Source organism: Stanieria cyanosphaera PCC 7437 (assembly GCF_000317575.1).
GTDB classification, from domain to species: domain Bacteria; phylum Cyanobacteriota; class Cyanobacteriia; order Cyanobacteriales; family Xenococcaceae; genus Stanieria; species Stanieria cyanosphaera.
Window position 1 is genome coordinate 3,052,981 of record NC_019748.1, and the last position, 21,588, is coordinate 3,074,568.

A 21,588-nucleotide genomic window follows, 5' to 3' on the forward strand; every position below is an offset into this window, starting at 1 on the left:
TTCAACTAGTAAAGATTCTAGTTGCTTCAACTAGCAAAAATACTTATTAATTAACGTTCATCAGTAGAGAAATATAGCAACCGAACTATAGTAGGGATAATTCATGAATTACCCCTACTAAACCTCTCTGTGTCTGGTGCCTCTGGTGTACAAAAATATTCTATCGTCCTAATTTTTAATTCAACTGGTATAACAAGCTATCTCTCTACTGCGATTACGGACATTATATTACCACGCCTCCTACAAGACTTTAGAAATAAAGATAAACTTAAACCAAGGATTCTTGCTTAACTTGATTAGTTTCTACTTGCTGTATTTGTTCAATAATTTCAACAAATTCTCTTTCAAAAGTTACCTGGGCGCGATTAGTTTTTCCACCCAAGAAAAATCCTGTTTCTGTTTCCAAAGCCCAAATTTGTGAATGAGAAAAATAACTCATCACTACTCCCAACATTAATAAAGCAAAACCTGTATAAACCAAAGGTACACCAGGATCTGCTTTAATTTGTAAACCAGTACTACCAATAAGCTCTAGTAATTTAAGCGTAACTCCATTGACTTCAATATTTTGTCCAACCCGAACCGCATTAACTAATTGTCCTTGTTGATTGTAAACAAAAACAGTTCCTTGTAAATCTCTAGCAACTAAAGAAACTCCTTCACTTAAATCTGGTTTGGTTGGTAACCAAGTCCCCCAAATTCTCCCGTTACCCTGAGTATTTAACTGAGCCATTGGTAACTTAAAAATAGGACTATTATTTAACTGAACTTTTACTCCTGCAATACTCCAATTAGTTTGATAAAAAGTTACCCCATCGTAACGTAAGGGTTGATTGACAAAAATTGTTTGTCGTTTTAATTCTTGACCTTGAAGATCTACTACTGATAAATCAGAATAAAATTGATCGATCGCACCATCATTAGTATAGTCAATCCAAAAACGATTTACTTTTACTGCCCATTGTTGAGGAACTTGTTTTAATGCCAAAGGTCCCGCTTCAAAAATATTTCTTACCTGAAAGGTTTCTCCACTAGGAACAAGTTCTTGGGCAAAAAAACCTGTAAAAGCACCCCAAATTCCACCTGCTAAAACAATCAAAATTCCTAAATGAACTACAATTGGGCCAATTTTACCTACTAAACCACGACGAGCGTAAAGAGCGTTATCTTGTAAAAAAACCTTGTAGCCTTTCTGTTGTAATAAAGAATTTAAATTTTTAATTGAACCTTGAGTTAATTCTACACTCAAAGCTAATTTATTAAACTGACGGGGTTTGAGATAAAATTTCCAATTACGGGCTGCTTTAAGGGCTGGTAGTTGTCGAATAAAGGTACAAGTAGTCAAACTAGTACCAAACAAAACTAGTAAAGATAAATACCACCAGGTGCTGTAAACATGATTTAATCCCCAACTGAGAATTACCTTCCAAGTTAAAAAACCATATAAAGCTGGTGCTTCGGGATAATTTTGTTGATAAAAAGTTAATGATTCTCCCTGTTCGATGACTGTACCGCTAATACTAACAAGGGCAATAATTAATAATAATGCGATCGCTAATCTAAGATCGGCAATAATACTAAAAGAACGACGTAAGGAGCTAGAAAAAATTGTAGCTAAAGGAGAATCAGATTCATTCATCTTCAAGGTATTCGGAAAATCTAGAAATTAATAGTCGACACTCGCGATAAAAGCGAAAAAATACCAAAGCTTAACAGTAGCGTACCACTAACAGGATTAATCCAACCCGACCAACGACGTAAAGACAATAATTTTTTCAACGAAGCGGTAAAAGTTCCTGCCAAAATCAAAGGTGCTACATAACCAGTTGCATAAGCTAAGAGTAAACTAGTTCCTACAATCAAACTTTTAGTTGTAGCTACCCAAGCGAGTAAGCTAGCTAAGACTGGAGTACTACAAGGAGAAGCAACTAAACCAAAGGTTAAACCGAGGGAATAAGAACGAACTTCCCGAGGAAGATTTTTGGCTAGTGCATTGGGATCGCTATTTCCAAAAGCAGGAAATTGTAGTGGTAAGATTTCTAAGAGATTTAATCCCATGATAATCGCTACCAAACTAACAAGTATCGGCAAACCAAAACCGATTTGACCGTAAACTTTACCTATCGAAGTAGCAATTATCCCCAACCCGGCTAAAGTTGTTGCCAAACCCAAAGCAAACCAAATCGATTGAATTGTTGCTTGTAATCTACTTTGAGATTCATAACCACCAATGTAACCAATCGTAATCGGCAGCATCGACAGCATACAGGGTGTTAAACTGGTTAATAATCCTGCTAAAAAAATTAGACCTATACTCACAATGCTGAGATGATTTAGCTGAGTATTAACAAGGTGATTAGCAAACTGTTCAAGTTGATAGAGTTGAGTTTGGAGCAATGTCAGCATTTAAAAATTTTAATTTGCTTTTAGCTTGAATTTTAGCAAATTCCAACTTTATACTTGTCGATGCAGAAAGATTGTCTATAATATTAAGCCAGATTTATCAAGTTTAACTGAAATAAATCAAGCTAATCTTATTTAACAAAAACAACTTTATAAGATAAAGAGGCAAGTTAGCTTGCAAACAACCTATGGCTCAAACTCAAATTATTAAGCCTCTCGGTTTTGTACTGCAACAGGCTGGTTTAATTTCACCAGAACAAGTAAGAATTGCCCTGAGAACTCAAAATCAACTACCAGAAAGAAAAATAGGTGAGATTTTAGCAATTAAAGGCTGGATTAAGCCAGAAACCGCTTATTTTTTTGCAGAAAAATGGCCTAAAATTCTCCTTAAATCTCAAAAACTTCCAATAGGACAGTATTTTAAAGCAGCAGCGTTATTAAATGAAACTCAAATTGATAATATTCTGCAAAAACAACAAAAAACAGGACAAAAATTTGGTGCGATCGCTGTAGTAGAAGGTTTTATTTCTCAACAAACTCTTGATTTTTTTTTAGAACAATTAGAACTAGCTAAACTATTAAAGCAGGAAAACTTTAATTTTTCTATTACTAATAATCCTAGAGATTATATTCCTTATATCAAAGATTATTTACTCCGAAATAAAAATTGTGAACCAACTACCTTACTAAAACTATATCGCCAAATTTGGCATCAAGGAGAAGTACTTGCCAGTGGTAGTAATGAAGAAATCGAATTAATTAATAGTGGTTTAATTGTTAGAAAAGGCAACAAAATTAAAATAGCTCAATCGGTTTATAAATCGGTTTTGAATCTTAATTGGATTGAACAAGAATTAGTTCGTTTACAACCTTATGGTCAAATTAGACTGAAATTGTTTGGACTAGAAAGTAAAGCTAGTCTTCCTTATAAAGTTTTAACTGAAGTTAATTATTGGACAAGTAAACAACCTTTTTTGACTCAGAAACTATATCAACTCATTAAGGAAAGAGAATCTTTTATTCCTAAAGGAAAAGAAACAGTAATTATTGAAGAATTAGTTCAAAATCACATTATTGAAAATTGGCAACAACAAATTGCGGGTTCTCATCTTCAAGAAATTAGCGACCGCATCTTGAACAATCAACATTGTTCTCCTGTGGCTTTACTAAAATTATATAAAAAAGTCTGGCAACAAAGAGAAGTTAGTGTCAATAATAGTCCAGAACAAAATGAATTAATTCAAATTGGATTACTTAAACAAGAACAAGGCAAAGTTACTGTAGCTAATCGGATTTATCAAACTGTTTTTAATCAGGGTTGGATTGAAAGTCAATTAGCTTTGTTAAATCCCTCTCCTACAAATAATTCAGCTATAACTATTGTCCCTAAAACTCAATCAGCTAAAACTAAGCGCGATTATTCTAAAATCAGTTTAGCTTTTTTAAGCTTGTTAGTATTAGGAAGTCTCTGTTTATTTGGATTTAATATTTTGGCAAAAAATCGCGAAGCAAAAATGTTTGAGCAAGCCAATAATTTGTTACAAAAACAAGAATATCAAAAAGCTTTAGCTATTTATAATCAAGTGCTAAAAACCAATGGCAATTATTATCAAGCTTGGACTAATCGTGGATACGCCTTAGCAGGATTAAAACAGTATGATAAAATGCTACAATCTTGCGTCTCAGCCACAGTTATTCAACCCCAAGCGGATTATGCTTGGAATTGTCAAGGAGAAGCACTTCATAACTTGAAACAATATCAACAATCTCTTGTAGCTTTTGATAAAGCGATCGCAATTAATCCGAAAGAAGCAATTTTTTTGATTAATAAAAGTGACTCTTTGAACAAATTGCAACAAGAGCAAGCAGCATTGGATACTATTAACCAAGCTATTGAAATTTTAGAAAATAGCCAGGAAAGTGTTGAAAATAGTCAAATTGCAGGAAATTTAAAAGTTGCTTTTTACTACAAAGGACAAACCTTACTCAGACAACAACAATATCAAGAAGCTTTACAAGCTTATCAACAAGCACTTCAATACGATCCTAATTATTTACCTGCTCAATGGGGCAAAGGAATAGCTCTCAAAAAACTCAAACGCTATTCTGAAGCTACAAGCGAATTTAACCAAATCTTACAAAGATTAGACTTATCGGCAACCCAAAGAGCCACAACTTGGTTTTATTTAGGTTTAAATCTTTGTGACGCGATGAATCTATCTGAAGCTATCGAAGCTTTTCAGACAGCCATTGAACTTCAGCCTAATTATGAAGCAGCCCAAACTGCCCAAGCTAGATGTCAAGCTAAATTAAACTAAAATCGCCAAAAATCCCACCAAGAACGGTCAATTTTAGTATAAATACGACTAACAGTACGAGGATTAAAAGGTTCAGCCGATTTAAATTGCTTACCTAGCAGTTCATACAAAACTTGATTAGGAGCAGTTTTGGTAGCTAAAGAAAATAAAACTTCTGCTTGAGGAGATGTACATCCTTTTCCTCTTCGCTCTACAGTGCAAACTACTGATTGCTGATCGACAACTTCACTAGTTAGATAACTAAGATGATTTTGTTGAAGTTTGTTTTGTAGGGTTTGCGCAGTATGTTGACAATTGGTTAAAGCATTCTGAGGAGCAAAGTATTGAGGCAAAAATTGCAGAATAGCAACTTCTTGTTGGGAATTGTGCGCCACTACAGTAGGAATTTGCTCTTGAGTACTACATTTAATTTCTACATTCGTAGCTTTACTAGGAACAGCAGCTAAAGCTAAACTAATCAAAGCCAGAGTAGGGGTAGCACAGAGATTAGCTAAAAGCGAGAGTTTCGCTCTCTTTGTTCGCGACCGCATCGAAACCATAACTTGTACTGCTAATTTATTTAGTTGAATTTTGTTGTCAGATCAAATTTAAAACATTTTAGTTTTTTTTGCTTCTTTAATCAAGTTATTGTCATAATAAACTTAATATTTAAAAGAATTAAAAATATAAAATTAAACAAAATTTGCTCTAATTTTAATTAGATTTTTGCTTGAATCACTCACTCAAAATAATTTATAATTTAACTCAATTAATCTCGATTAAAATCTCAACAATAATGAAATTGCTTGCCTGGCAAACTATAGTTTTTTCAAGTTTGAGTGTTAGTTTATTTCTAGCTCTTAGCCCTGCTCAAGCCCAAATTACTCCAGATAATACAGTTGATACTCAAGTAAATCAAACTAATAATGTCTGGCAAATTGACGGAGGACAAACACGAGCAGGTAATTTATTTCATAGTTTTGAAAATTTTTCTTTACCTACAAATCAAACGGCTTTTTTTAATAATTCTGCTCAGATAACCAATATTATTAGTCGAGTTACAGGTGGTGCTTTATCTTCAATCGACGGATTAATTAAAGCCAACGGTGTAGCTAATTTAATTTTGATTAATCCTAATGGAATTCAATTTGGTGCTAATGCCCGTTTAGATATCGGTGGTTCGTTTATGGGCAGTACCGCTAGTAGCGTAAAATTTGCCGATGGTACTTTTTTTAGCGCTAATGAGCTTCAAACTCCTCCCTTACTGACCGTGAGTGTACCAGTTGGGTTACAGTGGGGTCAAGGTAATGGAGCAATCAAGGTTACAGGAGAAGGACATAATTTAAGTGAAGCTTCTGTCGGATTTTCTCCTTTCATTAGAGGTGAAGTTAACGGTTTAGAAGTAAAACCAAATCAGACATTGGCACTTTTAGGCAATGGAATTACTCTAGAAGGAGGAACTTTAACTGCTGAAGGAGGAAAAATTGAATTAGGAAGTGTTGCTAACGGGTTAGTCAATTTCAATTTTAGCGACCAAGGTTTAACTTTTAGCTACGAAAATGTTGCAAATTTTGCTAATCTAGAAATGCGATCGCTAGCTTTAGTTGATACCAGTGGTACGGGTAGTGGTACGATTAATCTACAAGGAAAGAATATTTCCCTTACCGATGGCTCAGTTGCTTTAATTCTCAACGAAGGCGAACAACCTGCTGGACAATTGACGGCTGAAGCAACCGAAAGTATTACGATTAGTGGCACTAACCTTGACGGAGAGATTGGTAGTGGTTTGTACACCGAAGCTATTAGTAGTGGCAAAGGTGCAGATATTATCATTAAAACTGGGCAATTGAGCTTACAAACAGGTGGGGCAATTTTTGCTGATACTTTTAGTTCCGGAGCAGGAGGCAATGTTAGGATTGATGCCTCTAACTCAATTGCCATCAATGGCTTTTCTTCGATCAACCCTAATACTTTTAGTATTATTACCTCAACTACTTTTGGTTCGGGAGATGCAGGAGATGTAACAATTTCTACTCAAAGATTAACTGCTTTTGATGGCGGAAATCTTACTTCAACCACAGGAGGATTGCAAGGTACTGGCTCTGGTGGCAATGTTTTAGTTAATGCTAGTGAGCTAGTCGAACTAGTGGGTGTGACACCAGGAGTATTTACTCCTAGTCAAATTACCGCAGGAACAGGCGGTACAGGTAATGCAGGGACAGTTACCATCAACACCCAAAAATTGGTCTTACGAGATGGGGGCAGAATTGATGCTTCTACCTTGGCAAGTGGCAATGCCGGTAGTGTGACGGTGAATGCTTCTGATGCAATCGAAGTCAGTGGCACTGTACCTAATTCTCTTAATCCAAGTTTGATCATTTCTTCTGCTAATTTAGTAGACAAACCTCTACGAGAACTTTTGCAACTACCAGACGCACCAAGTGGCAACTCAGGAGACGTAACTCTCAATACTCCAAAATTAAATATTACAGATGGAGCGCAAGTTACTGTCAGAAATGATACGGTTGGGAATGCTGGTACTTTAAGAGTTAATGCTGATAACATTTTTTTGAGTAATCAAGGCAGTATCACCGCTACCACCAAAGATGGGATTGGGGGTAATATTGAGCTTGAGGCCAAAACAGTACAACTTAACAACGGACTGATTAATGCTTCCGTACTTGGCTCCGGAGGTGGAGGCACAATTAAGATTAAAGCATCGGAATTAGTCGATGTCTTTGGTAGTGGTAATCAAGATTTGCGAGAAAATATTATCTTTCCTATCATCCAAGGAACAGTCGATCAAATTAATCCTACCCAAGGGATAATTGCGGTTGCCAATAGCAATGGTAAGCCTGGAAGTATTAGTATTGATACCAACCGTTTTAATGTTATTAATGGAGGTTTGGTTGTTTCTTCTACTTTAGGTAGTCAGCCTGCTGGAAATATTGACATCCAAGCTAAACAAGTAGATGTGGCAACCTCACTACTGGTAGCCTCCACTTTTGGCTCTGGTAATGCTGGTAATATTACAATTGATACAGAAAAATTAAACATTAGTGATGGGGGAGAATTTCTCGTAACTACTTTCGCTTCAGGAAATGCTGGAAATCTAACTGTTCGTGCTAAAGATTCAGTCGAATTAGTTGGTCGTTCTCCTGGTGATGGTTTATTTGCTAGTGGTTTAGTTGCTTCTTCAGAAGCTCAACCAGTACCGGCAGAAGGCAATAGTGGCAATTTGTCGATTACTACTTCCCAACTAACTATTAAAGATGGTGCAACTGCTTCAATCAATTCTTTGGGTTTTGGCAATGGTGGAACACTAAAGATTAATGCTGATTCAGTTGTTTTAGAAAATCAAGGTACTTTACAGGCAACTACAACTTTTGGTCAAGGGGGTAATATTCAAATTAATGCTGATACAGTGTTAATTAATCAAGGTTTAATTAATGGTTCTACTTTTGCCCAAGGAAGAGGAGGAAATATTGAAATTAAAGCTAGTGACTCTCTGCAAATTATTGGTTCTGGCTTAGATTTCTTACAAGAAAATTTTATCTCGACCCAAAGTATAAATTTAGAATTACTTCAAAATATTGATCTGGTTACTGTTCTTCAAGGAATTCTAGCTGGTACTGCTGGAGAAGGTGATGCTGGTAATATCACCATTACAACCCAACAATTGCAACTTAATCAAGGTGGTTTAATTGGGACGGCTACTATAGGTAGTGGAAATGCTGGCTCAGTATTTATTAATACTGAATCTTTGCTCGCAGACGGTGGAATTATCTCGGCGAGTACGTTGGCGACAGGTACAAGCGGAGACGTTACAGTCAACACCAACAATCTAACTCTTAGAAACGGAGGACAGATTGTTAGTTCAACTCTTGCTAATGGAGATGCAGGCAATCTCACTATCAATGCAGATGAATTTGTAGAATTGAGTGGTAGTGCTTTCAATGGTAATTTTCCTAGTGCTTTATCAGCAGGAGGACAACCTTTAGCAACGGCGACGGGTAACGGTGGCAACTTAACCATTACGACTCCTCAATTAAAAATTGAAGATGGGGCTTTGGTTTCGGTGAGTTCGATTGGCAGTGGTAATGCTGGAACTTTATCGATTAAGGCAAATTCTCTCTTTTTAGATAATCAAAGTGCAGTTAGTGCTAGTACGGCTTCAGGAACAGGAGGCGATATTCTGCTTACCATTGCCGATGAAATTCAATTACGTAATACTAGTCTAATTTCCGCTCAAGCAGGAGGAATTGGTAATGGTGGTAATATTAGTATTGACTCTGGCGCGATCGCTTTATTAGAAAATAGTGGTATTGAAGCGGATGCTAATCAAGGCATGGGAGGCAATATTCAGCTTGACACTTTGGGACTGTTTGTTTGTCAAACTTGTCGGATCAGTGCTAGTTCTAATTTAGGAGTTGATGGCATTATCGATATTATTACTCCTGCTGGAGAAGCTAATTTAGAAATAGTCGACTTGCCTTTAGAATTTAATCAAGTCGAAGAAGTAGTTGAACTTTCTTGTCAGCCTAATAAGAATCAAATCGGCAGTCAGTTTGTTATTACTGGTAGAAACGGTTTACCACCTCGACCAAGCGATCCTCTTAGTAGTCCTGCTTTAACGGATTTCGATAATAATTACCAAGCTGATAATTTGAATCATTCACAACCAGCTAGTAACTCACCTTTACCTCCACCAGCTTTAGGATGGTACGTCAATTCTCAAGGTGTAGTTGTGCTTAGTGCCAATCCATCTGATCATAATCCTGGTTATTCGGGATTAAATTCTCCTAATTGCCAATCAGTAGGAAATTCTAAAAAAGACTATTAGCGATCGCACGAACCTTATCTTTTAATTCTACTGTTGGAGCAGATTGTTCTGCTAGTTGCAGTAAATTTTTGGCTGTGTTGCTATCTCCTTGTTGTTGACGTAAGACCGCTTTTCCAATTAAAGCGGAAAGATTATTAGATTCTTGCTGCAAAATACGGTCGTAAACTACTTCTGCTTGGGTCGGTTTGTGTTTTAATTCATAGATTTTGGCAAGATTTAGCTGCCAATTTAAATTATTTGGTTGTTTTTGAACAATTTGTTCAACTATAGGCAGCGCACCTTCTAAATTTCCTTGTTGAATATTTTGATTAGCTCGATTAACTAAACTATCAAAATCTTCTGGAGATAATTGATTAGATTGATTTGTGATTGAAGTTAATTGAGGATTTGGTCTAAACCAATTAAAAACATAAGCCAAAACAGCGCTCGCACTAAGAGAACTTACTAAAGCTAAAATTAATAAAATAACGTAATTAAAAGATTTTTTGGGAGTATATCTAGAATTAAACTCTAATTTTTGGCTATTTTCTAAATTTTGAGCTAACTGAGGACTGTTACTACCAACTAATTGTGAAGTTAACCACAACAAAGGCGCTGCCGTACCTATCGGCTGAAGAGAATAATTTCCTGCTTCTCCTTCAATTGGGATAGCAGAATAAAATCGTTTGTAGTTAACAGCCAGTTTGTCTAAGCGTTCAATTAAAGGTTGAATTTTTTCTTCAATTTGAATCTGACGAAATCCAAGCTGGTTCTGTTTTTGCAAAGCGGAGTAACTTGAATTGAATAAACCTGTTTCTACGCGAGAGGTTCGCTCTTTTAGTTCGCGGTCGCATTGAGTAAAAATTAAAGCAAAATTATATTTTAAGTTATGTTGTTTAATTACAGACGCGATCGCAATTCCTTGTTTAATAATAGGTTCTAATCGAACAAGATAATTATTATTATTAATTAATTCATAAGCATTAATAAAAAGGCAACAACTATGAGAATTCATTACTATTTGTTGAAAATCAGGATGAGATAGTTCACAAAATTCTCCTGGTAAATCCCACCAATTAAAACGACAAATATTTTGTTTGCCCCAAATATTATGACGTTGCAAAATAAAGGGAAATTGACTAATTTTTAGAGTGGGTGGTGGATAAAGACTTGTAGATTTTACATAATCAATCACTCCTTTTAAATTATCTAAAGCTTGAGTTTGGGGCGATTGTATACAAAATTTTTGTCTTTTATTTTGACGATAAGCGTTATTAATTTCTAAATAACTTCCAACTAGAAAAACTGTTTTACCCACTCCTCTTTGACCAATACTGAGTAAATTATATTCTTCTAGGTTATTTTCAGAATTTAAAGTCATTGTTAATCTTGTTTGAGCAATACTCAAATCCTAAAACTTACTAAGCAATTAGTTACTTAATTTTTGTTTTTAAACTTAATTATATTTGACCACTAAATCAGCAAGGTTTTATTACCACTGATTTAAAGTGAAATCTTTAACTGGTTTGTACTTTATCTCAAGTCCGTCAAACTGTGGTCTACAAAATAATTACTAATACTCTGATAACTTGAAAAATATTTTAACTTTTCTTTACTTTTTTAAACATTATTTGATAAATTTTAATTTAACGCAATCATTAGCAAAACTAATCCTAGGAGCAATTACCCAATGGCAAAGAATGATTATTTCCTCGAACCTGATGACGCTCAAACCTTTGGCAATATAGAGTTTATGAGAAAGAAAATTAAAGTCAAAAGAAGTTTTCCGAAAACCATCCGCAATCAAAACGGTTTTAAAATAGAAACAGAAATTTCTTCTGTTAACGATAGAACTCCCGCTTCTGACGGATATAAATCTATTCCTGATTATCTTAAACCAGAAACTAATTCCAATAACGGCATTAATCCTAGTTCTGCTCAGTCGCAAACGAATGTAAATAATGGTGCTGGATTTACCAGCCCAGAAGAACGTCGTAAAATCGATACGAATATGGATATGTTTCGGAACATGGCTCGTAGCATAAAAAAAAGATAGTTCAAATCTTTCGATTAAAAACTAATTAATTTGATTTTAGGAGGCGTTGATTCGTCATCCTAATTTTTTTATAGGTTAGGTAACGCATCGAAGGCTAACGAAGTATAGATCAAACTCTCCGATTAAGCGAGATTTAAAACCTTGCCAGTGTCATTAATTGGTAGCTATAACCAGCCTAGCCTACAACTATCAAATTATATGACCTACAATCTGAGAATTGCCGATATACCTGCTAGTGAACGTCCTCGGGAAAGATTAGTCAGTTTGGGAGTAAAAAGTTTAACTACCGCAGAATTATTAGCAATTTTACTCAGTACAGGTCAAGGTAAAGGAAAATTATCTGCCATTGGCTTAGGACAACACATCTTACAACAACTGAGTCAACATCGTCGCGATCCTTTGGATGTATTGCGAGAGGTTAATCCTCAAGAATTGATGAAAATTCCTGGAATTGGTTTAGCTAAAGCAGCTACGATTGTTGCAGCCGTAGAATTAGGTAAAAGAACTTTTCAATTTAGACCTAATCAAAGAGCCTTAATTGATAGTCCTGTTGCTGCTGCTGCTGCCTTGAGTCATGATTTGATGTGGCAACATCAAGAAAGATTTGCGGTATTAATGTTGGATGTGAAAAACTGCCTGATTGGCACTCAAGTAATTACCATTGGTACAGCGACAGAAACTCTAGTTCATCCTCGGGAAATATTTCGAGAAACAATTAGGCAAAGTGCAACTAAATTAATTGTGGCGCATAATCATCCTTCGGGAAATTTAGAACCTTCGCAAGCAGATTTGGAATTGACTGAACAATTATTACAAGGAGGAAGTTATCTTGATATTCCTTTATTAGATCATTTGATTTTGGGCAATGGTAATCATCAGAGTTTACGACAAATTACTGATTTATGGACTCGTTATCCTCAAGGAGATTAAATACAATTTTTTACCAGTGAGGATTTTGAGCGATAAGTTTGGTTGCTTCCTCCGCATTGAGAGGTTTAGCAAAAAGAAATCCTTGACCAAAATGACAACCTAACTCTCGAAGTTGAGTCAATTGCTGCTTAGTTTCAATACCTTCAGCTACCACATTCAATTTCATTACATGGGCAATACTGAGAATAACTGGAACTAAACCCAGATTATCAGGAGTTCCATCAAGATTTTGAATAAAAGAACGATCTATTTTTAAAGTGTTGACTGGAAAAGTTTGCAGTTGGCTAAGAGAAGAATAACCCGTGCCAAAATCATCAATACTAAGCTTAATGCCACGCTCTTGTAATTGCCGAAGCAAAAGTTTAGTCGATTGTAAGTTTTGCATCATCGAACTTTCGGTAATCTCCAGCTTAATTGAGTCTGAATCAAGTTTAGTTTTTGCAAGGATGCGATCGATTTCTTCTACTAAACTACTTTGACTTAGTTGTTGTACAGCCAGATTAATATATATGTTGAGATGAGTAAATCCTTGCTGCTGCCACTGAGAAAGTTGATCACAAGCTTGCTCGATGACTAAGCTACCAATCGAACAGATTAAACCAGTTTCTTCAGCAACGGGTAAAAATGAGTCGGGAAACATTAATCCGTGTTGAGGATGTAACCAACGAACTAAAGCTTCAAAGCCAACAATTTTTCCCTGAGCTAAATCGACAATTGGTTGATAATAAACAAGCAACTCTTTTTGCTTAATGGCTCGATGTAAATCCGTTTCAATTTTTAACAATTGATGGGCAGCGTAATACATTGTCGGTGTAAAAACCTGATATTGCCCTCTTCCTAAGTCCTTAGCTCGATACATAGCTGTATCAGCATCTCTTAAAATATGTTCAGGTTGTTGATAGTCGGGATTGATCAAAACAATACCAATGCTGACATTGATAAAAATTTCATAATCAAGGCAATAAAATGGTTGTTTCAAAAGACTGATGATTTGCTTTGCTGTTTCAATTGCTTGATTAAGCTCGGAAATTCCAGATAAAAGAATAGCAAACTCATCTCCACCTAAACGAGCAAGGGTGTCTTTTACTGAGACTATGTTTTGCAATTGGTGAGCAATTTTTTTTAACAGTGCATCTCCTACTAAATGTCCGAGAGAGTCGTTGACTACTTTAAAGCGATCGCAATCGAGAAACAACAGTGCAAATTGATAAGCAGAATCGATTTTAGTTCGATAGAGCGATTGTTCTAATTGTTCCATGAACTCAGAGCGGTTAAACAGTCCAGTCAGATCATCATAGATTGCCATCTGTCGCAGTCGTTCGTTAGCACTAAGCAGTTGTTGTGTGCGTTGTTTGACTCGTTCTTCAAGCTCGTTGTTTAATTGAACAATTTTTCGTTGTGCTGCTTTTAAGGCTAACTGGTTATGTACTCGCACCAAGACTTCTTCAATTTGAAAAGGTTTTGTGATGTAATCTACTCCTCCAATTTGAAAAGCTTTTACTTTGTCGAGAACATCATCCAAGGCACTTAAAAAAATAATTGGCAGTGTAGTAGTTGTCGGATTTGCTTTGAGTTTTTGACAAACTTCATAACCACTCATGTCAGGCATCATGATATCGAGCAAAATTAAATCTGGTGGCAGAGCCTGTACTGCTGTTAATGCCATTTGACCATTGGTTGCTTTACGAACGGTATAACCTTGTTCGGTTAACATAGTTGATAGTAATCGCAAATTTTCCAAGGTGTCATCTACAATGAGAATGTCTTTGGGCAGAGATTGATCAGCTTGATTTAAACTGGGAATTTTCTCGCTCATAATTATTGTTAAGCTGCTGTTGAAAAGTTGAGAATTTTAGCGGTTGGATAATTGAGTTAGGTTAATAATTTCGTCAAATTTAAAGTTTTCAATCAGATTGGTGAGAGCCTCTGCTAAATCTTGCTGTTCTGCTGGAATGAGCTTAATTAATTGAAGTAATTGAAGATCATCTCCTTGAGAAGCTCTTTGAAAAACTTCTTCAAGCCATTCTGGTGACATAGTTTTAAAACTGTCGCTGTTTAGAGTCAAATGAGCAGATGAATTGTTTGGTGACTGGGAATGTGATTGATTATTGTCTTTATAGATATATCGCACTCCCAAATACTGAGCCATTTTTTCAAACAACTCCCCATGACGAAAAGGTTTACGAACAAAATCATCACATCCAAAAGCAAGAATTTTTTGACGCTGTTCTTCAAAGACGCTGGCGGTAAGAGCAATAATCACAGTTGCTTGTCCACGTAAAGAAGATTTAATTCTTTTGCTAGCTTCAAGACCGTTCATTACGGGCATTTGCATATCCATCCAGATCAAATGAGGTTCCCAACTTTCCCAAAGTGCGATCGCTTCTTGACCATTAGCAGCTTCTCGAACCTGAAATCCAATTGAACTAAGGATTTTTACCATCAGATTACGATTAGTAGGTTTGTCTTCTACAACTAAAATACGAAACTCTGGTTGATCGGGAGCAAGTGCGATCGCTATTTGAGATTTTCTCAGGGATGTTTCTGGGTTAACTGGTGCGCTAGTGATCAAGGGAATCGTAAACGTAAAAGTTGTTCCTTGCCCGACTTGACTATTTATAGTAATTTCGCCACCCATCAATTCTACAAATACACGACTAATCGATAGTCCTAATCCTGTGCCTTCCTTTGATTGCCAGCCTGCTTGTGCTTGTTTAAAGGCAACAAAGATATTTTCTATTTCTTCTGGAGAGATACCAGGTCCTGTATCTTCAACACTAAAGTAGAGCATTTGTTCTTGAATCGATACTTTTAGCTTGACTTGTCCTTGTTCAGTAAATTTAATGGCATTGCCAAGAATATTAATCAGCACCTGACGAAGTTTGTTGCGATCCGTTTTGATGTATTGAGGAACATCGCTATGAAGATTAAAAGACAATTGAAGTTGTTTGTATTGAGCTTTAAGTTTCAGCAAATCCTCAAGTTCAATGAGCAGGTTATATAAGTCAAAACTAGTTTCGTTAAGAAAAGTTTGTCCTGCCTCAATTTTGGACATTTCTAAAACGTCATTGATCAGGCTTAATAAGTGTTCGCCACTAGAATCGATAATATTAATGTATTCTTGATGTTCTTGAGAAAGATTAGAAGCTCTTTGCATCAATTGGGCATAGCCAAGAATGGCGTTGAGAGGAGTACGCAGTTCGTGACTCATATTGGCTAAAAATTCGCTTTTGGCACGATTAGCTCTTTCTGCCTCGTTTTTAGCGAGTCTTAATTCTTGTGCTTGTTGTTGAGTGCGTGCTAGTAATTCAGCTTGTTGCACAGCTACACCTAACTGTGTGCCAACTTGAATCATGATTTGAATTATGCCTGGTTGCCATTGACGAGGAGCAGACAACTGATAGGCAAACAGTAATCCCCAAAGATAATCGTTATAGAAAATTGGCACAACCAGATAAGCTTTAGCCTGTAGTTGTTCTAATAATTTTAAGTAACACTGATTAAAACCAGATTCGTAGATATTATTAACAGCGCGATAACTATTTTTTTGAACAAAAATTCCTCCTTGGGAGTCTTGTAAATAAGTATCTTTAAGCGTCTTGATCGCACAGTTTTCTTGAGCGATCGCAATACTGGTTAAAGTCGTGTTTTCTTGCTGTTGAGAGATAACTTGATTCCATCCTTCAGCAACAGATTCAGCAATTAGTTCCCCACTCCAATCAGATTTAAATTGATAAACCAACACGCGATCGCAATTAATTGCTCTTCGTATTTCTTCAGTAGTATCAGAGAAAATTGTCTGTAAATCCAGAGTTTGCCTCATTTTTTGCAAAATTCTGGTAATTGCTTGCTTATGTTCTCCTGACTGCTGTAATTCGGTAGTGCGTTCCTGTACCCGTATTTCAAGCTTTTCATTGATACTACGTAATTCAGCTTCTGCTTTTTGGCGTTCGACGATTTCTGTTTGTAATTCTCCATTAACAATTTCAAGCTGTTCGGGAGTTTTAAGAGACAAAAATCGGGGCAATAAGGTTGCCATTTCAGCAGCCGTATAACAAGAAACTAAAGCATTCATAGCTTTTTCAACTCCTGCTAGCCAATAAGCTGGATGCCAAAGTGTCCAAATTTCAATCAAATGTCCCGTACCACAAAGTATGATAAACGCGCCAAACATGATAAAGAATTTTTGAAATGGAACATCGCTACGCTTAAATACAAAGTAGAGCAGCATAACGGGAATCGAAAAATAAGCGATCGCAATTAGAAAATCGCTGACTAAATGAAGTCCAACTAAAGGCGTTTGCCACAGATAGCAGTGACCATGAGGGATATAAGATTTGGGTGAAATAAGATTAATGAGCAATTTCCCCATACTATTTCAACAAGATTTAAAATTAAGTTTTCCTGGGCAAAAAACGAAGTACTTTTGAGTAATTTTGCTTGGTTAGTTCCAGAAGCATTAATAAGCTTTTACTTGAGGAAGTAACATATAATTAGAATTCCCAATTTTGCACAAAAATTTCTATTTATTCAATTTTTTTCGAGAATATAGCCCTTAAAGTTGTTAAAATATTTCGCTGCTACGCCTGTAAAAAGAGCAGATTAAACAGTTTGAGCAATACCTATAGCTTGGTCAAAGTGTCGATCTTAAATCAAAGAAAGTATGCAATAGATGTTTTTTAGGGCCGAACGGCAGGAAAGCCCTTACAGAGTTTCAGATTTACCAAACTCTAACTTTATGAGGATTTGAGTCAAGCTCGAAGTTAGATATCCTGCAAAGAGTATGGACTAAATATCTAAAAATTTATGGTGGATAAAATTCAAAAAACCAACTCTGATGCAAACAATCACAACCAAACTAAAGAAATTAGAAAAGAAATTGACATAGAAACACGGACAGAAGTAACACCAGAAGAATTAGAAGCAATAGAAAGTGAAATCGGTTTAGAACAGATGACTAGAGAGCCAGATCGTCTTAATGAAGATAATCTTTATAGTAGCCTGGATGAATCAGAATTTGCACCTAGTTACGGAACTGGACTCAAAGGTGAACCTACAGATCATGCGGGCAGAAAAGTGCATGATCTTCATAGCCCAAGATTTGATGAAGCTGATTCTATTTTAACTGGAGGCGATCTTGATGCTAATTACGAAGAAGCTGATGCAGTAGGAGATGAAGCAGTTGGTGGAACTGTTGCTACACCAGACCAAGACATTGTTGATAATTTAGGTGCTGCGGTAGGTCTAGAAATGCGCGACCGCGACCTTTGGAAGCGAACCCCTCGCTCTTCCTTGCGAACTAATCAAATATTAGAACATCGTGACGAAGATCGTTGGGAAACAGACCCCCAATCTTCTGAAGATTATGAAGAACGTCAAGACGATTAATTAAGAGCAAATCTATTTTTATAATTAATCAAAAAGACCTAAAAAATAATTACCACAAACACTAGTTTTTTGTAAAATAATTACGGCTAATTAAACTGACATTTTGAGCATTGCTTTCAATTTTGTTTTTAAGGAAGCAACGCTCAAATCTAATCTAGGTTAAAGTACGATTTATAGCTTCTGACTTTTTCATCAACTAAATCAATATTTTGAAAAGATTTAATTATTTAAGATTCCTCATCTCTAGTTAAATCTCCTCTCAAATCTCTGCGATCGTCCAACATTTGAGGTGCTACACCAGGATTGCTAATTAGTTCTTCAGGATTTTTAGGAAAATTAGGTTGATTAATTAGTTCTGGTGGATTAATAGCTTGTTCGATCATAGATTTATTAGATTCATTAGTTGGTTCAGATTGGTTATTTTTCTGAGCGTCATTTAAAGGTTGATTAGCCATTTTATTTTTCCTGATTTTCTGTCGTTTCAAAATTTTATTTATGTTTAATTTTATCTAGTTAATCTTAACTAAAACATCTATACAAAGTTGATTAGTGTAGTCACTCAAAAGTTATTAAATAAAATTCTTCTGAGTACAGAACAAAAAATTAACATCAACATCTAAGGTTAGTACACCCTGACGCGATCTCTTTCAAATTCTAAGTTATAGGGTGATCAACGCCTAACGGCATCTAAGGTTAGTACACGAGCAACAGGTTCCACCATGACCCATTCATTCGTGTGTGATCAACGCCTAACGGCATCTAAGGTTAGTACACCGGTTAACTAGCTCTGCCTCCGAATCTTTCTTTGCGTGATCAACGCCTAACGGCATCTAAGGTTAGTACACAAGTCACCCTTCCCGATTCCCCGCAAAAAACTGATCCAGTGATCAACGCCTAACGGCATCTAAGGTTAGTACACCTAGCTAGCTTTAGATTACTTTGGTGCGTGTCGACAGTGATCAACGCCTAACGGCATCTAAGGTTAGTACACTAGAATACACAAAAAGATAGCTAACATTCGCAAAGATAGTGATCAACGCCTAACGGCATCTAAGGTTAGTACACGATCGTCAATAATCCTTGAGCAAAAAGACTTGGTTGTGATCAACGCCTAACGGCATCTAAGGTTAGTACACATAAGATTTGAAAATCATAACCACTTGTTCTATTTAGTGATCAACGCCTAACGGCATCTAAGGTTAGTACACTTAGTAATGCTATAAGTTGAAGCAGCAGCGTCAATTGGTGATCAACGCCTAACGGCATCTAAGGTTAGTACACGGCAGTCGCCATAATCCAGATTTGGTAGGCTTTCTGAGGTAATTTTACAAGCATCTCCAACAAAATGGCAACTCCGAATCAAAAAACTCATTTCTATGCCAATAAGCAATGCTTGAAATCATTTTACCGTCTGGTTTTCAAAAAATTCAAGCACCATTGTGACCCTCAAAAACTCTCAAATACCTTTTCTAGATAGGATCAAAACAATTCAAACCCACCACAAGCCTTCAACAAACAGAGGTGCTTGTTTTCATTACAGTACGCGAAACCCTTCATTATTGATCAGCCAAGTATTAGGACGATTATAAGCGGGTAAACTTTTAACGCACTGGTGAGATAAGCGGATTAGAATTAAATCGTCTTCAAGAGTGAGAATTTTTTCTAATTGCCAACGCATTTTTTCTCGATCTCTTTGTGAAAGCCAGCAGCGAAAAATGGAATATTGTAAGCGATCGCCATATCCTTCCAATAATTTATAAGCTTTACGCCAACGTTTTGGACAGCGAATATCGTAACAAACTAAGTACCAATTTTTTTGTTCAGCCATAACTCCTCCTATCGTAAGATAAGTTGACCGAACAAACCACCTTCGCCCATCCATTCTTTTTCTAGTAATCGCACTTCTAGTTCCAAAAGACGACGATAGGTAAGGGAGTATTTAGTAACGGGATGTTTCCAGGTTTCTTGTTTACGCTGTTCGTAGATTTCGACTAATTTACGCCTTCCTGTTTCACTCAACCAAACTTGTTCTCCGCGAATCTCGAAGTCATCATTAATCTCCCATTGTTGACGATTAATAGAAGCTACTATTGGCATATCTACGAGGATGACTCGAAAAATTTCCATTAAATCCAAGGCTAAAGGCGCAGCAACAGATCTGGGTTGATGGTAAAAACCCAACGCTGGTTCTAACCCGACTGTCAGAATAGCATTCATCACATCTTTGATTAATAACGAATAGCCAAAACCCAGTAAGGCATTAAATCTATCTTTGGGAGGGCGACGATTGCGACCATCAAACCTCATTTGGGGAGGAACATCCGAACTCAAAAGACAAGGTAAAGCACCAAAGTATAAAGCAGCTAATTTACCTTCTATTCCCAAAAGTGATTCAATCGAGTTTATTTGAGGAATTTGTGCGATTATAGCCTGCATTTGCTTAATATTTCGCTCTAATTTCATTGATTTGAGCTTTTTAATTCGTCTACCACGCATGAGAAATTTACGCTGTCCCTGTCCGCGACAGTTGACTAATTTTTTAGCTAATGACAGACGAAATTCGGGATTATTCAGTGCTTCATACTGCCTAATCCGTCGTTGAATATTTTCCTGACGATTATCAAAACTACCAATATAGCGACCGCCACCAGAGACAAAATGAATCCCAATTCCTCGGTCGGCGCAGAAGTGTAAAGCTTGAGTTGAAATTTGAGAAAAACTATGAAGTACTAACTGTCCTACTTGTTGGGCTGGTACTTTTTCTACTTGTCGGTCTTTACGAGTAATTTTGATTTGTTCTCCAGTACGACCCACTTTCGTTCCTGGTTCGAGAATATGTAAAATCTCTCTTTCATCATCTTGAGGAAAAAGACGTAACGGTTCCCATTCTTGGTTATGAACTAATCTAGCTTCTTCTGGTAAACAGACAGGAGACAAAGAACAACGAACGCAGAGTCTTTCATTTTCCGTTACTGGTGGACGATGAATTGAGGTTCGTATCTGTCGGGCAAGAGCGATCGCATCTTTGACAGCTTTTTTTCCTTCATCATCGAAAGGTATGTGAACCAAGACATTATCGGCATGGTAGCGGATTCTACCTTCGGTAACTTTAACTCCCAACGCAGATTCAATTAAATAGCAGTAAGCCAAGATTTGAATGCGATCGCTTTCCCAGGCTTGAGGCTGTTTATTCTCATCCCTGTGACAACGCCCTCGTTTATGTTCGTAAGGGATAGTTTGACCGTCGCGGGTTCTAAGTGCGTCAACTCTACCCCTCAATCCCAGTTCTTCACTTATTAAATATAAATCTTCCCAATCTTCATCTTCTTTTTTTTCTAGTTCGGCGTGTAACCTTCGCCCTGCAAAAACAGCAGCATCTTGGGTATAGAGTTCTTCTACTTCTTCGAGGTAGTAAAGACGGGGACAATAAGCTAAAGCATGAAGGGCAGAAACACGGATGGTTTCAGTTTCAGCAGGTATTGGAAGTAATTGCATTCTTTGTATATATTTTGTTTACTTTTAATTACAACTACTTTAATCAATCAACCTGGCAAAAACGTTTCCATGTTTCTAATGTTTTTGGTTATTTTTTTAATCTTTTCGAGAGAGTAATCAACGCCTTACGGCGATCAAAGGTAGAACACTTTTTACTTTTTACTTATTACTTTTTACTTATAACAAAGTGATCAACG

The 21,588-nt window shown here is 36.4% G+C and carries 14 protein-coding genes and 1 CRISPR repeat array; of the genes, 5 read left to right on the forward strand and 9 right to left on the reverse strand.

Going from position 1 to position 21,588, the window contains the following annotated elements; genetic code table 11:
- Positions 1–268: 268 nt before the first annotated feature.
- Both STA7437_RS13145 and STA7437_RS13150 read right to left on the reverse strand, forming a co-directional pair.
- Positions 269–1,639, reverse strand: coding sequence for a cytochrome c biogenesis protein (locus tag STA7437_RS13145; protein WP_015193879.1), 1,371 nt, complete (start codon positions 1,637–1,639; stop codon positions 269–271).
- Positions 1,640–1,659: 20 nt separating this feature from the next.
- The gene (locus STA7437_RS13150; protein ID WP_015193880.1) at positions 1,660–2,406 is read right to left on the reverse strand and encodes a cytochrome c biogenesis protein CcdA; all 747 of its coding nucleotides are present in this window, start codon (positions 2,404–2,406) and stop codon (positions 1,660–1,662) included.
- Positions 2,407–2,591: 185 nt separating this feature from the next.
- Between STA7437_RS13150 and STA7437_RS13155 the strand changes: the two genes are divergently transcribed.
- The gene (locus tag STA7437_RS13155) at positions 2,592–4,721 is read left to right on the forward strand and encodes a tetratricopeptide repeat protein (protein WP_015193881.1); all 2,130 of its coding nucleotides are present in this window, start codon (positions 2,592–2,594) and stop codon (positions 4,719–4,721) included.
- Here the strand turns inward: STA7437_RS13155 and STA7437_RS13160 are convergent.
- A complete protein-coding gene (locus STA7437_RS13160) occupies positions 4,718–5,251 on the reverse strand; it encodes a COP23 domain-containing protein (protein ID WP_071882386.1) in 534 nt (177 codons plus the stop codon). The two genes, STA7437_RS13155 and STA7437_RS13160, sit on opposite strands and share 4 nt — an antisense overlap.
- Positions 5,252–5,496: 245 nt before the next feature.
- Here STA7437_RS13160 and STA7437_RS13165 point away from each other — a divergent pair, with 245 nt between their 5' ends.
- Complete coding sequence (locus tag STA7437_RS13165) at positions 5,497–9,543, forward strand: two-partner secretion domain-containing protein (RefSeq protein WP_015193883.1); 4,047 nt, start codon at positions 5,497–5,499, stop codon at positions 9,541–9,543.
- On the opposite strand, the gene STA7437_RS24925 is transcribed toward STA7437_RS13165, so the two are convergent.
- Positions 9,527–10,903 (reverse strand): tetratricopeptide repeat protein, encoded by a 1,377-nt coding sequence (locus STA7437_RS24925; protein WP_015193884.1) that lies wholly within the window; start codon positions 10,901–10,903, stop codon positions 9,527–9,529. The two genes, STA7437_RS13165 and STA7437_RS24925, sit on opposite strands and share 17 nt — an antisense overlap.
- Positions 10,904–11,212: 309 nt before the next feature.
- Here STA7437_RS24925 and STA7437_RS13175 point away from each other — a divergent pair, with 309 nt between their 5' ends.
- Together STA7437_RS13175 and radC are read left to right on the forward strand one after the other, a co-directional pair.
- Positions 11,213–11,578, forward strand: coding sequence for a hypothetical protein (locus STA7437_RS13175; protein WP_015193885.1), 366 nt, complete (start codon positions 11,213–11,215; stop codon positions 11,576–11,578).
- A gap of 198 nt (positions 11,579–11,776) precedes the next feature.
- Positions 11,777–12,508 carry a RadC family protein gene (gene radC / locus STA7437_RS13180; RefSeq protein ID WP_041619416.1) on the forward strand — a complete coding sequence of 244 codons (732 nt, stop codon included), beginning with the start codon at positions 11,777–11,779 and terminating at the stop codon, positions 12,506–12,508.
- 10 nt (positions 12,509–12,518) lie between these two features.
- On the opposite strand, the gene STA7437_RS13185 is transcribed toward radC, so the two are convergent.
- Both STA7437_RS13185 and STA7437_RS13190 read right to left on the reverse strand, forming a co-directional pair.
- The gene (locus STA7437_RS13185; RefSeq protein WP_015193887.1) at positions 12,519–14,324 is read right to left on the reverse strand and encodes a two-component system response regulator; all 1,806 of its coding nucleotides are present in this window, start codon (positions 14,322–14,324) and stop codon (positions 12,519–12,521) included.
- A gap of 36 nt (positions 14,325–14,360) precedes the next feature.
- Positions 14,361–16,880, reverse strand: coding sequence for a GAF domain-containing hybrid sensor histidine kinase/response regulator (locus tag STA7437_RS13190; protein WP_015193888.1), 2,520 nt, complete (start codon positions 16,878–16,880; stop codon positions 14,361–14,363).
- A gap of 434 nt (positions 16,881–17,314) precedes the next feature.
- On the opposite strand from STA7437_RS13190, the gene STA7437_RS13195 reads away from it, so the two are divergent.
- A complete protein-coding gene (locus tag STA7437_RS13195) occupies positions 17,315–17,896 on the forward strand; it encodes a DUF6335 family protein (protein WP_015193889.1) in 582 nt (193 codons plus the stop codon).
- A gap of 227 nt (positions 17,897–18,123) precedes the next feature.
- On the opposite strand, the gene STA7437_RS13200 is transcribed toward STA7437_RS13195, so the two are convergent.
- The 3 genes from STA7437_RS13200 to STA7437_RS13210 all read right to left on the reverse strand — a co-directional run bounded on the left by STA7437_RS13200 (position 18,124) and on the right by STA7437_RS13210 (position 21,391).
- The gene (locus STA7437_RS13200; RefSeq protein WP_015193890.1) at positions 18,124–18,351 is read right to left on the reverse strand and encodes a hypothetical protein; all 228 of its coding nucleotides are present in this window, start codon (positions 18,349–18,351) and stop codon (positions 18,124–18,126) included.
- A gap of 211 nt (positions 18,352–18,562) precedes the next feature.
- A CRISPR array of direct repeats spans positions 18,563–19,177; the repeat unit is 36 nt; unit sequence GTGATCAACGCCTAACGGCATCTAAGGTTAGTACAC.
- Between the two features lie 253 nt (positions 19,178–19,430).
- Complete coding sequence (gene cas2 / locus STA7437_RS13205; protein ID WP_015193891.1) at positions 19,431–19,724, reverse strand: CRISPR-associated endonuclease Cas2; 294 nt, start codon at positions 19,722–19,724, stop codon at positions 19,431–19,433.
- Between the two features lie 8 nt (positions 19,725–19,732).
- Positions 19,733–21,391: a type I-MYXAN CRISPR-associated endonuclease Cas4/Cas1 gene (locus tag STA7437_RS13210; RefSeq protein ID WP_015193892.1), complete on the reverse strand. Its 1,659-nt coding sequence runs from the start codon at positions 21,389–21,391 to the stop codon at positions 19,733–19,735.
- Between the last annotated feature and the right edge of the window lie 197 nt (positions 21,392–21,588).